This window comes from Leptolyngbya sp. FACHB-321 (genome assembly GCF_014695975.1).
Lineage (GTDB): Bacteria > Cyanobacteriota > Cyanobacteriia > Leptolyngbyales > Leptolyngbyaceae > Stenomitos.
Window position 1 is genome coordinate 40,296 of sequence record NZ_JACJPI010000084.1, and the last position, 15,673, is coordinate 55,968.

Genomic DNA, 15,673 nt, shown 5'->3' on the forward strand with positions numbered 1-15,673 from the left:
TGTAGCGACCTTTAAATGGGCGAACAGAGCGGATGACTAAATTGATCCTTATTACTGGTGTGAGCCAGGGACTTGGGCTTGCAATGACAGAGGGGTTCGCCCAAGCAGGACATACAGTTATAGGCTGTGCTCGATCGCCCAAGGCGATAGAAAAACTCCAGCAGCGCTTTGGCTCACCGCATGACTTCGCCGCGATCGATGTCGCTCATGACTTTCAGGTAGAGGCATGGGCAAAGCGACTGCTGGCAACCTATGGTACGCCAGATTTGCTGATCAATAATGCTGCGATTATCAACACGCTAGCGCCCCTCTGGGAAGTGCCGTCAGCAGACTTCTCTACATTGATCGACATTAATATTAAAGGTGTTGCTAATGTCATTCGCCATTTTTTACCCGCAATGGTGGCAAAGCAGCATGGCATCATTGTGAATCTTAGCTCCGGCTGGGGGCGATCAACCTCGCCCAATGTTGCATCTTATTGCGCGTCTAAATGGGCCGTCGAAGGCTTAACTCGCGCCCTAGCTCAAGAGCTTCCTTCAGGCATGGCAGCCATTCCTCTCAGTCCTGGTATTGTGCATACTGAGATGCTGGAAACTTGCTATGGCGGCGACGCAGCCAGTTTCATCGCGCCACACGATTGGGCTGTCAGCGCCATTCCCTTTTTGCTTAACTTAAAACCTGAACAGAACGGTCAACCGCTGACAGTTCCCAGTTAAACAAACCATTAGCCTGATGCATCCCTTCCAATTCTCCTTATGAAAGGAGAATTGGAAGGCAAGGGATTCTACCTTGTAGCGTTCAAAAAGGGAGTTGCTATCAAGGCTTTAGAAGAAGTTGATCTGGGAACGGCACTATTAAGGTGCCAATGCGTCAACGAGGAGTAAAACCGGCAAGGTTCGATCGATTGCTATGCTGTTAAGCGATCGAACAATACGTTGGTTCGACTCGTTTACGCAGGTAGGTTACATCTATGGCAACTTCAATCCGATCGCGCCTTGCTTCTATCGCTACGGTTTTAGGCATCACATCTCTAGGTCTGTTGCCTTCGGCAAAAACCGCGATCGCGGTAGTCTTTGGGCAAACAGAGGTTGATCCCAACAAATTTGCAGTTGTTGCGTCTCCGCTCGGTGCCAATGCATACCAACTTTTGATCCTGGAGCAGGTTTCTAACGCACGTCCCTGCTGGAGTGAGAGCGGCACGAACCCTACACTAATCGATCCACTCCTCTTGCAATTTGACTTCACAGACATTTGTGCGCGCAGCACTGACAGTAACGGCTACTCGGTTCGCATGGCTAACCGGGAATTTGGTCTTCTCTTTCAACTTGGTATCGCCCGACGTGAAAACGATCTGGTGCTATTGGCGACCAATTTGACTAATCGTGATGCACCACCGATCGAAATTGGCAGAACAAATGGATTACCCCCGGCTGGCGCTTTTGTCAAAATCAGCCTTAACCCTGGTTGGCGACTCACAAAGCGCACTGAAAATGGCAAGGTGCTGGGGCTAGTTTATCTCACCAGCGATACGGCACCATCCAACATTAAGCTAACGGCTTTTGTTGATACGCAGTCAAATTGGGCGAAGACTTACATTGATGCACTGGCTGCACAAAACATCATCAGTGGTTTTGAAGATGGCACCTTTCGTCCGAATGATCCGGTAACACGCGTACAGTTTGCCGCGATCGTTAGCAAAGCGTTTAGCACGCCTGCTCAACGCCCCCGCACCACCTTTAGTGATATTCAACCCAGCTTTTGGGGTGCCGAAGCCATTCAAATGGCGTACGAGAAGGGCTTTATGTCAGGTTATCCAGACACCACATTTAAGCCCAATCAACAAATTCCCCGTGTCGAAGCACTAGTGACACTAGCCAGCGGGTTGCAGTTCAGCAGCACAGGCGCAGATGTGTTGTCCTATTACCAGGATGCTGCTCAAATTCCAGATTGGGCAATGGGGGCGATCGCAGCGGCAACCGAGAACCAAATTGTTGTCAATTATCCTCGAGTAAAAGGTTTAAATCCAGCTCGTCCTACCACTCGTGCTGAAGTTGCTGCCTTTGTCTATCAGGCATTAGTAAATGCTGGACGACTGCCTACTATTCCATCTAACTATGTTGTGGTCGTTGGTGCTCCAATACCGGCTCAACCACCATCCTCTACGGAACTTGGCGTACCGACACCAAACCCATCCCCAACGCCTTCAATACTAGTGCCTACGCCCTCGGTGAATCCGACTCCATCACCCACTCTGGCACCCACACCAACCCCAACTCCATCACCTACACCAACTCCATCCCTCACGCCCTCGGTGAATCCGACTCCATCACCCTCTCCATCATTGTTCCCTACACCCAATCCATCACCTTTCCCCACGCCAACTCCATCACCTTCTCCCAATCCATCACCTACACCAACTCCATTGCTCACACCATCAGCCACACCCTCTCCCACTCCATCATCCCCACCTACGCCATCACTATTCCCTACCCCATCACCCTCTCCCACTCCATCACCTACTCCAGGGTCTGTAGTCGTGCCGACAACACCCGTCTATCCCTAGTGCTACTGATATAGCAAAGTTTTGGCTGCTTGCGGCACAGAATCTCTCTAAGGAGGCAAGCGTTTATTGGTTTCCCTACCTATGCTTGCCTTACGCAGCTTGACTTACTCCAGGCTGCGATCGCCCTAGCTTTAACCAAAACTATGCAACCGTCATCCTCCACCCTGCACCAAGCAACTACATCACCAGCGCTTACCATTGCTGGCATCAGCGAACCAGTAATCTTGCGCTACTTTGAAACGCTTAACGAAGAGGCGTTTGAGGCAACGAGTCAACTGTTTGCTGTTGATGGTGTAATGCAACCACCGTTTGAGCAAGCGGTAGAGGGTCAGGATGCGATCGCCACATACTTACAAGCAGAAGCAAAAGGTCTAAAGTTGCAACCACGTCAGGGTGTGGCGCAAGCGGTGGAGGATGGCTGTACCACAGTGGAGGTTAGCGGAAAGGTGCAAACCCCCATTTTTGGAGTCAATGTCTCCTGGCTCTTTACGCTTAACGAAAACAAAGAGTTAACGTTCGCAAAAATTAAGCTTCTTGCCTCTCCCCAAGAGTTGCTAAATGCACAAATTCTCTCCAAGCGATCGGAAAGTTAAGGCTACAGTCGATCGCCTAAAGCAACCAACGAGACAGAGAGTGTTACAGCGGGCACTGCTGAATCGAGAGTTAGTCCTTTCTGTTAGGGTGTAGCTCTCAAGTTAATAAGGAATTAGAGAATTCTTGCATGACTTCCGAAGATTCTAAGCTTCAAAAGCAGTCGACTAACGTTGCCTACCGCTTTCTTGGAGGAGCCGCATTGGGTACCTTTATGGTACTCATCCCTTATTTGTTGACCTTTAGAGAATTAAATTTATCCCACGCAGGGGCTGCACTAGTGCTGATCGCATCGTGCGGATTGTTGTCGAGCTTATGGGGCAAAAAATTCATTGAAGCTTTAATGCGATTGTTGGAGTCTTCTGGTCTTTATTGAGTTCAGGGATTGGAAAGGCGCGCAAGGGAGCGCTTGTTCCGTTCAAAGCCTCATAGCAAATCAACGAAACAACATTTAGTCTGGGAAGGCTGCGGATAGGCTAAGCGCAGGCGAACGCATTCTGATCGATCGCTTACTGTATGGTGTCCATAGAGGTCTACTACCAGTAGAGGACTAGGGTTATATACGGACAAGTTTGTCTTAGTATGCCGCTTGCTATAGTAAAGCACAAGTCTAGTAACGCTATGGCTGTATATCTTTTGGAGTCATGCAGCTAAAACCTGTAAAATTCAGACATGAAGTTTACGTAAATTTACGCAATCTTTCCGTCTAAGGATTGTTTGTACTTTATTTTTTATGCAACTATAAACCGTTATTATTTCGCGACCAGACAAATGGCTATTAACCTTTTTGATGTAGATGCTTACCGTGCTGCCAATACAGATTTAGGCGCAGCAGGTTTAACTACCGATGAGCAATTGACCCAACACTTTCAAAACTTTGGGGTCAATGAAGGACGGTTCTTTTCCTTCTTTGCCAACCTGAGCGTCTATCGCTCTAGCAACCCTGACTTGGTGGCCGCAGGCTTAACAAGTAATCAACAGCTGCTTGGTCATCTACAGAATTTTGGTGTCGCTGAGGGTCGGCGCTTCTCTCAATATGTTGACATTGACTTTTATAGGAACCTCAACGGGGATGTTAACCAGGCTTATGGAGGAAATCGAGAGCTAATACTGGAGCACTTAAGCATCTTTGGTATCGAGGAAGGACGTTGGTTCTCCCCTTTTATGGGTACTAATGACAATATTGCTGACAATGTTAGTACTGTCGCAGGTTTAGATTATTACTTGTTTGCTAATAGTGATGTCTACAACGCAGTGAATGGCAGTCGGCTTGGCGCACTAGTACATTTAGAGCTTTACGGGATTAATGAGTCCCGTAGCTTCTCACCGTTTGTCGATGTTGGCTACTACTTGGCAAACAATGCGGACGTCAATCAAGCCTTTAACGGTAATCAAGCGGCAGCTTTTGCCCACCTGGTAAGTTTTGGCGTGGATGAAGGACGATCCTTCTCTCCCGCCTTTAACGCTAGCGCTTACCCCATTGCGAACCCCGACTTAGCTAGCGCTGGCATTAGCACGAACCGTCAGCGTTTTGAGCACTGGGTAACTTACGGTTTAAGTGACCGCCGTTCCGCTACAGCGGATCCTGGCAACACATTGGGCACTGCTCTGAGTCTGGGTTCTCCTAGCTCAGGATTCACTTACTTTCACAACTTCATTAGTGGTAGTGATACAAACGACTACTACCGCTTTACACTGACGACGACTCGTTACGTTTCTGTTGATCTGTTTGGTTTAAGTAATGATCTAGATATTGCCTTGCGTAGTTCTAATGGGAGCTTGATTCAAGAGTCTACATTTAGTGGTAATGCGGCTGATTCAATCACTTTCAATAATTTAAGTGCTGGCACCTATTACGTTCAAGTTTTTCCAGGCGTTAATGGTGCCTCTAGCGGCTACGATCTATTCTTAACTTTCTTGGATTTTCTTGGATCTATTTGATTCACTGCCACACTTGAGACGTTTGGTATCACTACCTCTAGCAACGATCAAGCGATCGCTCCATTAATGAATGATCGCTTGATCACACTGACCAAAAGTTGCAAACTCTTGCGCCTAATTCTATAGCTGCCGCCTTAAACATAAGGACATTGGGAGCAAGGGGGGGTGGGCTTTGCCCTTAGCCAGCTTTCGACGTGAGCGCTTAAGCCGAAGAGGGTTTCACCCCCTGCACCCCGTCCTCACCAAATTGACTACGGCTATAATAATTAATCGTTGGTGTGTAGTACCAATGGACTAGAGACGGGCAGAGGCTGCTGAGTCAGCTCGATCGCTATACTAGGCACGGGCTACCCCATCTTGCCGTGCTGCCTGTTGTACAGCCGCAGAAACCGCCGTTGCTACACGCTCATCAAAGACCGAGGGAATAATGAATTCGTGACTGAGGTCAGAGGGCTTAATTAAGGATGCGATCGCCTGTGCGGCTTCTAAATACATAGTGATTGTAAAGGTGGAGGCACGGCAATCTAACGCACCCCGAAACACACCTGGAAACGCCAGCACGTTGTTGATTTGATTAGGATAGTCGCTGCGACCCGTTGCCATGATGGCGACATCCTGCTTAACCAGTTCAGGCTGAATTTCGGGGATAGGGTTTGCCATTGCAAAGACGATCGGGTCTTTTGCCATCGAGCGCACCATTGCTGGTGTAACAACACCGGGAGCGCTTACGCCTAAGAAAACATCGCTATCTTTCATCGCGTCTGCCAAGTTGCCGCTTTTTTCAACCGCAAAGTCTTGCTTTTGCGCTGTCAGATCAGCGCGATCGAGAGACAAAATACCTCTAGAGTCGCACATGACGATATGCTCCGCGCCAGCTTTACGGAGAAGACGAGCGATTGCCACCCCAGCGGCTCCAGCACCATTAATCACAATGCGGACATCCGTCATAGACTTATGTACTAGCTTCAGCGCATTGATGAGCGCTGCCAGGGTAACAATTGCCGTCCCGTGCTGATCGTCATGGAACACAGGAATATCCAGTTCGCGTTGCAAACGGGCTTCGATTTCAAAGCAGCGAGGAGCAGCAATATCCTCCAGGTTGATGCCACCGAAAACAGGCGCAATATTTTTTACCGTTTCGACGATCGCATCGGTGTCTTGCGTCGCCAAACAGATGGGGAAGGCATCTAATCCACCAAATTCTTTGAACAGCATGGCTTTACCCTCCATAACAGGCATTGCCGCTTCGGGACCAAGATTGCCTAAGCCCAGAACAGCGCTGCCATCCGTGACGATCGCTACAGTATTTTGCTTGATCGTCAGAGTATGTACCTGTTCTGGATCTTCAGCGATCGCCGTACAAATTCGTCCGACTCCTGGTGTGTAAGCCATTGCTAGATCTTGCTGCCCCCGCAGTGGAATGCGGCTCTCCACGGTGATTTTGCCGCCCCGGTGCAAATCAAAGGTACGATCGTACACATTCAGCACCTTAATGTCGGGTAGTGCTTTAACTGCGGCGACGATCGTCTCTGCATGTTCGGTGCTAGCAGCGTCAATAGTAATATCTCGCAGTGAAAGCTGGCGCGTCTGCTCAATCAGATCAATCTGACCCATGTTGCCGCCCAGGCTAGATACTGCCATGGTCACCGATGCCAACATACCTGGTCGGTTTGGCACCTGAAAGCGGATAGTAAGGCTAAAACTGGGATTAGGAGTAAGGTTGGTCATGGGCGTGTGGGTATTGTAGATTGTCGCCTTGAGATTAGCTTAATTAACGTCGAGTCGAAAGGTAAAGCCCGCAAAAGCGTTCCTAGCTTAAAGGAATGTTTGACCCGCAATTGTACCAAGTCACACCAACTGCCTGGATGTGATTCCTGTGAAGTGTTATTCACTATGCCCAGTCTCTACGCTGAAATTGAAATCAATGCCTCCCGGCGCAGGGTTTGGCAAGCATTATGGCGCAAAGAACAATGGCTGTACTGGAATACGTTTCTCTATGACTGCGACTCAAACCAAACATTTGAGCAAGGGCAGGAGGTTTCCCTCTCGCTGCGACGGAGACCGGGCGATGAAGAAACTGAGTTTCAACCACGCATCACGCTGGTACAACCAGAGGTTTGCCTGAAGTGGGTTTCATCCATTCCTGGGTTTGCCAATGAGCATATCTTTCAGCTTCAGGAAACAGGACGCGATCGCACTAAATACATTCATCAGGAAAATTTCTCAGGGCTGCTCACACGAGTTTTCTATCCCTTTATTCGTCAGGACGAGCAACAAGGCATCCGCCGTATGGCACGGGAGCTAAAACGCTATGCAGAATCTCCATCCAGTGCTTCGTTTAATGCGTTTAGGAAAGGATAAAAACGATGTTTTGCTTTCGACCCAAGCTGAAGCCGAAGGGATTTTAAGTTGAGTCGTTCCGATCCCGGTGCTCCAATTCGCAATCGCCCATCGCAATGCTGTCTTTCTGCCCTTAAGCACAGTACGATCGAGACATGCAATAGAGCTAGAAGATAACTTTTGCTAATCGAATGCTGGGAAAACCTTAATCATTCGCGTGTCAGGCAGTAGGATCACTTGCCATAAGCTTGATACAGAGGTGTTTGATGAACCTCAACCGATGACATTTGCTGCCAGAAGTAACAAAAAAGGCAGAAAACAATTGTCGGTTTCTTCACAATTTGTTACAACTTAGTGAGACAACCTTCGGGACTAAAGATCGCATGATTGGTGGCTTTACTGCACCCCCTACTGGTACTGACTTTGGTGAGCGTATGCTCAACAAGGTCGTCAGCCAATCGATTCGCCATCTGTTCTCCCAAAGCGAGTCAGTGGACGTTTCGATTCGATGTTCGCCTTCTAGCAAGCTGCTGCAAGGGAGCATTGATAACTTTAAGATGAACGGGCGTTCCCTCGTTATCCGAAAAGATTTTTGGGTTAAGGAAATGTCGTTTGAAACGGATGCCGTTTCGATCGACTTTAGCTCTGTTTTGGGTGGCAAGATTCGGTTGAGGCAGCCGACTCAGGCGATCGCTCAAGTCGTACTGACTGAAGAGGGCATTAACCATGCCTTTTCGTCTGAGTTAGTTAAAAAACGGCTTTTGAACGTTGACACGCCTGAGCTGACAAACCTCTCCGGTGGTGAACCTGTTTCGTTTACAGATGTCAACCTGCAACTGTTGCCAGACAGCAAGATTCAGATTTTTGCTAAAACTGAACTACCTAATGGCACTGTGCCAATTAGCCTTACGGCAACGTTAGCAGTTGAACGCCGCCGCCGCATCTCGTTCCAGCAGCCACAGTTTAACGAAGCTGTTGTGCCCGAAGAACTGAGAGGTATTTCACGCGTCATGACGATGGCATTCGCCGAAATTCTCGACAATATGGTGGATCTTGATCGTTTTGATTTGGATGGCGTAACGATGCGGATTAATCGTCTAGAGACTCAAGGCAAGACGCTGGTTTTTAGCGGCTATGCCCAAATTGAGCATTTTCCTGGTAATGGGTAGTTGCAGCAATTAAATCGGTAAGTATAGTGCTTGCCGATTTGTGCAGCTATGTAATGGTAATAAATATGGTTACGGCATGTAGAAACGGCTGTAAAGTATCTCCTTCGTCGGCACTTACCTTGACTTAGGCTACTTTAGTAGGCTATTTCGGCGATCCAAGAGATTGCCACCCCCAGAATTAAGCCAGCAATGACCTGAACAGGCGTATGACCCAGCAACTCTTTCAGGCGGGCTTCGTTAAACTGCTGGTCTTCCTGAAAGAATTCATCAATGATCTGGTTAAGAATGCGTGCTTGCTTGCCAGCCGCTTGTCGTACACCAGCCGCGTCATACATAACAATGACGGCGAAAATAACCGCGATCGCAAACTCTGAGCTTGCCCAGCCAGAGGTTTGACCGACCCCCGTAGCCAGTGCCGCTACGAGCGCAGAGTGAGCACTTGGCATACCGCCCGTTTCAACCAGCACTCGCAAATTAACTTTGTGCTGTTTGGCTAACTCGATCACAAGCTTCATTGCCTGAGCAACCAAACAGGCAATTAGTGAAACTAGCAGTACCTGGTTGTGGATAATATCGCCAAAGTGCTGCATATGTTTTGCGTTAGAGGAAAAATAAAGAATAAGGAGAGAAGGCTAAAGGTGAAAGAAGCGCGTTCATCTTGTAGCCATTAACGTTCCAATTAGTGGGTGCGCGCCGTGATAAAGTCCGCGATCGCAATCAGTGGCTTGGCACGATCGCCAAAGCCAGCCAATTCTGCCTTGGCTTTCTGTACCAGCACCTGTGCTTGCTGTTTGGACTCCTCTAAACCCCAGACGCTAGGATAGGTTGCCTTTTGCGCCCGCAGGTCTTTACCAGCCGTTTTACCAAGTTCTTCCTGGGTTGCCGTGATGTCCAAAACATCATCCACGATTTGAAACGCCAAACCAATATGTTGGGCATAGTGGGTCAGGCGCTGCAAGTCAGCATCACTCACGCCTGCCAAAATACTTCCTGATGTCACTGAGGCTTCCAGCAGAGCGGCTGTCTTATGGTTATGGATAAAGTTGAGCGTTTCCAGGCATACTTCAGTCTTGCCTTCTGATTCCAGATCGACGACTTGCCCACCAACGAGACCCGCTGCCCCTACGGCTCGACCCAAAATGGCGACAATCCGTAGGAGGCGATCGTAAGGCACATCTTTTGTCTCGATCGCAACGTGTTCAAAGGCATAAGCAAGCAAGCCATCGCCTGCCAGGATCGCAATATCCTCGCCGTAGACCTTATGGTTAGTCAGCTTGCCGCGACGATAGTCGTCATTGTCCATTGCGGGTAGGTCGTCATGGATCAAGGACATGGTGTGAATCATTTCCAACGCGCAGGCAGTCGGCATTGCCATCTCGATCGTGCCACCAATCAGTTCACAGGTTGCCAGACAGAGAATCGGTCGTAGCCGTTTGCCGCCCGCTAAAAGCGAGTAGCGCATCGCTTCATAAATTTTCTCTGGATAAATAACTGGGAGGGAACGATCGAGCGCTGCTTCTACAAGCGTTTGCCGTTCTTGTAGATAGGCTGCCAGATCAAAATGGCGTTCCTTTTGGGACATCTGCCGTTTGTCCGATAAAACCATTTTTCTATCTCTCCCCCCATTCTCACTTCAGTTACAACACAAGCACACGGATTGATCGCTTTTCAATCATTTTTGTCCCTCAATCATTCTACGGAGGTTTCTGCACGCATGAGCCATTGACTAACAGACTGTTGCAACAGTACACCAGCAACGGCAGCTGATGACCGCTACCTAAAGTGGCAGCTGGCACTAACATACAGCCCTTTTTTACCGCTCACGATAGCTTAGTACTGTATTTTGCAGCAGCATAGCAACCGTCATGGGACCGATCCCGCCCGGTACTGGTGTAATCATTTTCGCGATCGGCTGCACAGAAGCAAAATCTACATCCCCGACCAGTCGGGCTTTACCTGTAGCATCCGTGACTCGGTTCATGCCAACATCGACCACGATCGCTCCCGGTTTAACCATTTCAGCCGTAATTAAGGCTGGGCGACCCACGGCAACCACGAGGACATCAGCCGTCCGGGCGATCGCGCCTAAATCAGGCGTACGTGAATGGGCGATCGTGACAGTAGCATCCGCTTCTAACAGCATTAATGCCTGCGGTTTACCCACTAGAATGCTCCGCCCAATGACGACTGCCTGTTGCCCCTTCAAATTCACCTTGTAAGCCTCTAACAGACGCATCACCCCAGCGGGCGTACAGCTACGCAAGCCAGGTTCACCCCGTACTAAGCGCCCTAAATTCACTGGATGTAGCCCATCGGCATCTTTAGAAGGTTCAATTTGGTTCAGCAACGCGACCGCATCCAGATGGTCGGGCAAAGGAAGCTGTACAAGGATGCCATCCACCCGATCGTCACGGTTAAGCGTTGCGATCGCCTGCTCCAACTCAACTTGGGTCGCTGTGGCTGGAAAATGCTGACCAAAGGAGGCAATACCAACATTGGCGCAAGCTCGCTCTTTATTGCGGACATACGCCGCACTAGCAGGATTATCACCCACCATTAGCACTGCCAAACCGGGGGGTCTTCCCATGTGCACTTGTAAAACCTGAACCTGCTGCATCAGCTCGGTTTGCAGGCTGTTAGCCAAGGCTTTACCATCAAGCAATTGGGCAGTAGAAGACATACGTCAAACTTAAGACAGCGATCGCTGTTGTACGAGTGGTCAAAGGCTGGTCAAATACCATAAGACTGTGTTAACACAGCGTTAGGCTGTCCACCAGTTTCGCAGATCCAGCGTCCTTTTTCGTCAAACCCTGGAGGTTAGAAGTGCGATGGCTTTTTTAAAGGCTCAATTATTAAATGTTCAAAGCAAGGGGACGATCGCTTTTCTGTGCGTGAGCCTCGTCGGGTGCACATCTCTCAGTTGGTCAAAAACGGAGAGCAGTGGCGTTCAACCTGTGAACATGTCACTTAGCACAGTGACCATTGCCGACATCAAGCAAACTTCAGCCAACACGATCGCCCAGACTAAAAGTGTCCAACTGAAGGGTCGAGTCAGCAACCATGCTCCCCTGCTGGGCAAAAGTGCGTACGAGCTTCAGGACACGACAGGCAGTATCTGGGTGATTGCCACTGAACCGATCCCCGGCACAGGCGATGAGGTTGTTATTCAAGGCAAGCTACTCTACCAAAGCATTCCACTTAATGGCAAAGAACAAGGCGATTCCTATATCGAGCAACAGCAACTACTTCAGCGATCGCCAGCAGTGAAAAGCGATCGTGGGGGGATGAGGAATAAGGGATGAGCCAGGATCAACGGCATAGGGTTGCGATCGCAATCCTGCATCAGAATGACAATTTTTTGCTACAGCTTCGTGATGACATTCCTGGTATTTTTTACCCCGGTCATTGGGCACTGTTTGGCGGACACATTGAACCAGGTGAAAGCCCTGATGCTGCGATCCGGCGAGAGTTGCTAGAAGAAATTGGCTATGCACCCACTACCCTGACTCAGTTTGACCTGTATGAAGATACGCAGGTTGTTCGCTATGTTTACCAGGGAGAACTGGGTGTCGCTCAAAGCCAGCTTGTGCTCAATGAAGGATGGGATATGGCGTTAGCGACTCCTGAAGAGATTGGGCGAGGCGATCGCTATTCAGAGCAAGCAAAGCAGGTGCGTCCCCTAGGCAAACCCCATCAGCGCATCTTGCTAGACTTTATCAAACACACCAGCACTCAACACACCTGCATGGGACGCAATGGCAGCGAGGGCACTGGCTAAGGTATTCCTATTAAAGCTGTCAGACGCTGGTCGCCAAAGGACATATGGTATTGCAGTCTGACACGCCATCGTGAAGCCTTCTTCACGGCTGAGTTTTGCCTACTGCGAGATTGCCCCTGAGCGCAGCAAGACAAGCATGACGGTTCGCTGCCAGTAAAGATGGGCATTCTTAAGAAATAGTAGCGATCGCAAACTGCCGTAACATTTCTTTGTTAAAGGCGTCTGGTTTTAAAAAGCAAGACTCTCCAGAGAGTTGATTGCCAAGCTATAAAACTACGCTAGCAAAATAATTGCTTCTGCTAGCCTTGCGAAACTGATCGCCATCTACGTGTATCACTTTTTGAGAGTGTAGATTTATACTTAACGATTCGGGGTACTGCTCCCTTCTGCTAGATGGTCTATGATCTATGCCTTTAGCAATGGAAATCCCAGTACCCTAGTGGAGTAATGAACCCGATTTCCCAACTAGGCTGCTAAAACGCCAATGGACGCTTCGATTCTATTAGTCGGAGGTGATGACTTTCTAGCAACACTTCTAGTTCGTATCCGTAACTTGGTGAGTTGTACAGTAGAGGTCGCACCCAGCCCTAACGAGGCTATGCCACTGATCCAGGCGCAGCAGCCAGATCTGGTTATTCTTCAAGGGAATCAGACGGTGAGCCTGGAGCTTTGCCGCCAAATTAAGGAGCAAACCCGCCTTGCCTGGATCTATTGCCTACTATTGGATCTCCCTACATCAAAGCTGGCAGAGGCATGGCAAGATGACTTTTGGATCATGAAGTGTCGCGCTGAAGCGCTGGAAAATGGTGCAGATGCTTATCTCTGGCTTCCCCAAAGCGATGCCAATGGTGCAGCCCTGCCAAAGGATACGGTCATGCAGCAAGACCGTCTTTTAAGCGCTCAGATTGCTTCTGGGCTGCGTATGGTGAAGAACCACCGCGAGTTGATGCGTACCAACGATATTTTGTCGGCGATCGCCCTTTCAGACCCGCTTACCGAACTCAATAACCGTCGTGCCCTTGATTGGGAACTACCCCGTCAAGTACAGAACTCGCGTTCGCGTTCGGAGCAAATGAGCGTACTTATGCTGGACGTAGACTATTTCAAAAACATCAACGATACCTACGGGCATCCGATCGGCGATCGCGCCCTACAGTTGATCTCAGGTCGCCTACGACATAACTTGCGGTTTCGCGATACGCTCTTTCGCTACGGTGGCGAAGAGTTTGTCATTCTCTTGAGCGGTACAGATGCACAAGAAGCCTTACTGGTTGGTCGTCGCCTCTGTCGGCTCATCGGCGATCAACCGTTTGCAGTCAATGATGACCTTAACCTTGAGATGACCATCAGCGCTGGTGTTGCTTCTCTGAATGATAGTGATGACTCGAAGGGTGCTAGCCTCTTGCAGCGCGCTGACCAAAACTTGCTAAGGGCAAAAGCAGCGGGACGCAATCGAGTAATTGGGGGGCAGGAGGGGCTAAAGGATAAGGGCTGAAAGCTGAAAGCTGAAGGCTAAGTTGGGTTTGCTTCTTGACACCACTGGTTGCTAACCACTGATCCCTAGTTCCAAGACCGAGTTATCCTGGAAGTCTGCTTACTGTGGTTGTTTATGCTCCAGACCCGTCGATCGCGTCCATCATTGTTTTCTGCTGCCTGGTTGTCTCCTACAAGCATAGCCAGAACCATCGTGCTGCTACTGTTGCTGCTAGTCGGCTGGAGTACGGTGCCAGCAGCGGCATGGGCACGCACGGAAACGGCACCAACGGCTCAGCAAACGCCAGCGCAGTCGATTCAGCCGTATCTCGATCGGGTGATTCAACAGATTACAGAATTTCGTTTGTCGAATGGCATGAAATTTATTGTGCTGGAGCGGCATCAGGCTCCAGTGATTTCGTTTCTTACCTATGCCAATGTGGGGGGTGCCGATGAACCAGACGGCAAAACGGGGGTCGCGCACTTTCTAGAACACCTTGCCTTTAAAGGGACGACCCGCATTGGCACTGTCGATTACAAAGCAGAAGCACCGCTACTAGACAAGCTCGATCAACTAGCAGCACAAATCCAGACAGCAACGGCGCAAGGACAGAAAGCAAAACTAGACACACTTAAGGCAGAATTTGCCAAGGTGGAAGCAGCGGCTGCAAAGCTAGTGAAGCAAAACGAGTTGGGGCGCATTGTTGAGCAAGCAGGCGGCGTAGGGCTGAATGCCAATACGTCTACCGATGCCACACGCTACTTTTACAGCTTTCCCTCCAACAAGCTGGAACTGTGGATGTCATTGGAGTCTGAGCGGTTTCTAGAACCCGTTTTTCGGGAATTCCACAAAGAGCAAGATGTGATTTTAGAGGAGCGGCGACTGCGGACGGATAATTCGCCGATCGGTCAAATGATTGAAGCCTTTTCGGATGTTGCGTTTAAGGTGCATCCCTACCGTCGTCCGGTGATTGGCTATAACCAGGATATTCAAGGGCTGACTCGCAAAGATGTACAGGCGTTTTACGACACGCACTATGCGCCAAATAATCTGTCGATCGCGATCGTAGGCGATGTGAACCCAGCCGAAGTGAAGCGGCTAGCGCAGCTTTACTTTGGTCGCTTTAAGGCAAAACCGGCACCGCCAGAAGTAGTAGCTGCCGAGCCTGCCCAAACAGAGCTACGCGAAGTCACGCTACGACTGGAAACGCAGCCGTGGTATCTCGAAGGCTATCACCGTCCGGCTCTCAAGCATCCAGACGATGTGATTTACGACATGATTGCCAGTATTCTCAGCGAGGGGCGTACGTCACGGCTGTATCGATCGTTAGTCGAAAAACAACAGTTGGCGCTTAACGCGGCTGGCTTCAGTGGTTTTCCGGGTAATAAGTTTCCCAATTTGATGCTGTTCTATGCGCTGACGGCTCCAGGGCATACCGTCGATGAAGTGGCAGCCGCGCTACGTGTAGAGATCGATCGTCTGAAAACTGAACTGGTGTCAGTGACCGAACTCGATCGTGTGAAAACGCAAGCGCGAGCAGGCTTGTTGCGATCGCTCGACTCCGATATGGGCATGGCGCAAGCCTTGTTGGAATACGACGTCAAAACTGGCAGTTGGCGTAACTTGTTCAAACAAATCGACGAAATTGCAGCCGTTACTCCACAGGCAGTACAGCGCATTGCCCAGGCAACCTTCGTACCCCAAAACCGTACGATCGGCAAACTGCTGCCGAAAGCCTAAAAGCAGTAGCTAACTTAATGACAGCAGCAGCCAGATTTAAAGCAGGCGTTGCTCAACGTGAACCTAGCCCTAGTGAG

General features: G+C 49.6%; 15 protein-coding genes. 11 read left to right on the top strand and 4 right to left on the bottom strand.

Features of this window, described 5'->3' with window-relative positions; genetic code table 11:
• The first annotated feature begins 32 nt into the window (after window positions 1-32).
• The 5 genes from H6F76_RS27140 to H6F76_RS27160 all read left to right on the top strand — a co-directional run bounded on the left by H6F76_RS27140 (window position 33) and on the right by H6F76_RS27160 (window position 5,095).
• Window positions 33-716 (top strand): SDR family NAD(P)-dependent oxidoreductase, encoded by a 684-nt coding sequence (locus tag H6F76_RS27140; protein WP_190513032.1) that lies wholly within the window; start codon window positions 33-35, stop codon window positions 714-716.
• Window positions 717-970: 254 nt separating this feature from the next.
• Window positions 971-2,563, top strand: a complete 1,593-nt coding sequence (locus H6F76_RS29905; protein WP_199322533.1) for a DUF3747 domain-containing protein — start codon at window positions 971-973, stop codon at window positions 2,561-2,563.
• 29 nt (window positions 2,564-2,592) lie between these two features.
• A complete protein-coding gene (locus tag H6F76_RS27150; protein ID WP_242036872.1) occupies window positions 2,593-3,156 on the top strand; it encodes a nuclear transport factor 2 family protein in 564 nt (187 codons plus the stop codon).
• Between the two features lie 128 nt (window positions 3,157-3,284).
• Window positions 3,285-3,530, top strand: a complete 246-nt coding sequence (locus tag H6F76_RS27155) for a hypothetical protein (RefSeq protein WP_190513033.1) — start codon at window positions 3,285-3,287, stop codon at window positions 3,528-3,530.
• A 395-nt stretch (window positions 3,531-3,925) separates the two neighbouring features.
• Window positions 3,926-5,095, top strand: a complete 1,170-nt coding sequence (locus H6F76_RS27160; RefSeq protein WP_190513034.1) for a PPC domain-containing protein — start codon at window positions 3,926-3,928, stop codon at window positions 5,093-5,095.
• A 336-nt stretch (window positions 5,096-5,431) separates the two neighbouring features.
• Here H6F76_RS27160 and H6F76_RS27165 read toward each other — a convergent pair whose 3' ends face one another.
• Complete coding sequence (locus tag H6F76_RS27165; RefSeq protein ID WP_190513035.1) at window positions 5,432-6,823, bottom strand: malic enzyme-like NAD(P)-binding protein; 1,392 nt, start codon at window positions 6,821-6,823, stop codon at window positions 5,432-5,434.
• A gap of 165 nt (window positions 6,824-6,988) precedes the next feature.
• Between H6F76_RS27165 and H6F76_RS27170 the strand changes: the two genes are divergently transcribed.
• Together H6F76_RS27170 and H6F76_RS27175 are read left to right on the top strand one after the other, a co-directional pair.
• On the top strand, window positions 6,989-7,456 hold the full coding sequence (locus H6F76_RS27170) for an SRPBCC domain-containing protein (protein ID WP_190513036.1): 468 nt from the start codon (window positions 6,989-6,991) through the stop codon (window positions 7,454-7,456).
• Between the two features lie 362 nt (window positions 7,457-7,818).
• A complete protein-coding gene (locus tag H6F76_RS27175; protein WP_190513260.1) occupies window positions 7,819-8,604 on the top strand; it encodes a DUF2993 domain-containing protein in 786 nt (261 codons plus the stop codon).
• A gap of 134 nt (window positions 8,605-8,738) precedes the next feature.
• On the opposite strand, the gene H6F76_RS27180 is transcribed toward H6F76_RS27175, so the two are convergent.
• The 3 genes from H6F76_RS27180 to folD form a co-directional block, all read right to left on the bottom strand.
• The gene (locus H6F76_RS27180; RefSeq protein ID WP_190452864.1) at window positions 8,739-9,194 is read right to left on the bottom strand and encodes a divergent PAP2 family protein; all 456 of its coding nucleotides are present in this window, start codon (window positions 9,192-9,194) and stop codon (window positions 8,739-8,741) included.
• An 89-nt stretch (window positions 9,195-9,283) separates the two neighbouring features.
• Window positions 9,284-10,210, bottom strand: a complete 927-nt coding sequence (gene crtE / locus H6F76_RS27185; protein ID WP_190452866.1) for a geranylgeranyl diphosphate synthase CrtE — start codon at window positions 10,208-10,210, stop codon at window positions 9,284-9,286.
• A gap of 207 nt (window positions 10,211-10,417) precedes the next feature.
• Entirely contained in the window at window positions 10,418-11,284 is an 867-nt protein-coding gene (folD, locus tag H6F76_RS27190; RefSeq protein WP_190513037.1) for a bifunctional methylenetetrahydrofolate dehydrogenase/methenyltetrahydrofolate cyclohydrolase FolD, read from the bottom strand.
• Window positions 11,285-11,564: 280 nt separating this feature from the next.
• Between folD and H6F76_RS27195 the strand changes: the two genes are divergently transcribed.
• The 4 genes from H6F76_RS27195 (at window position 11,565) to H6F76_RS27210 (ending at window position 15,596) form a co-directional block, all read left to right on the top strand.
• Window positions 11,565-11,906, top strand: a complete 342-nt coding sequence (locus H6F76_RS27195) for a hypothetical protein (protein ID WP_190513039.1) — start codon at window positions 11,565-11,567, stop codon at window positions 11,904-11,906.
• Window positions 11,903-12,382: an NUDIX hydrolase gene (locus H6F76_RS27200; protein WP_190513041.1), complete on the top strand. Its 480-nt coding sequence runs from the start codon at window positions 11,903-11,905 to the stop codon at window positions 12,380-12,382. Before H6F76_RS27195 ends, H6F76_RS27200 begins: the two co-directional genes overlap by 4 nt.
• Before the next feature lie 484 nt (window positions 12,383-12,866).
• Window positions 12,867-13,877, top strand: a complete 1,011-nt coding sequence (locus H6F76_RS27205; RefSeq protein WP_190452874.1) for a diguanylate cyclase — start codon at window positions 12,867-12,869, stop codon at window positions 13,875-13,877.
• A gap of 114 nt (window positions 13,878-13,991) precedes the next feature.
• Entirely contained in the window at window positions 13,992-15,596 is a 1,605-nt protein-coding gene (locus tag H6F76_RS27210; RefSeq protein ID WP_190513043.1) for a pitrilysin family protein, read from the top strand.
• Window positions 15,597-15,673: the final 77 nt, after the last annotated feature.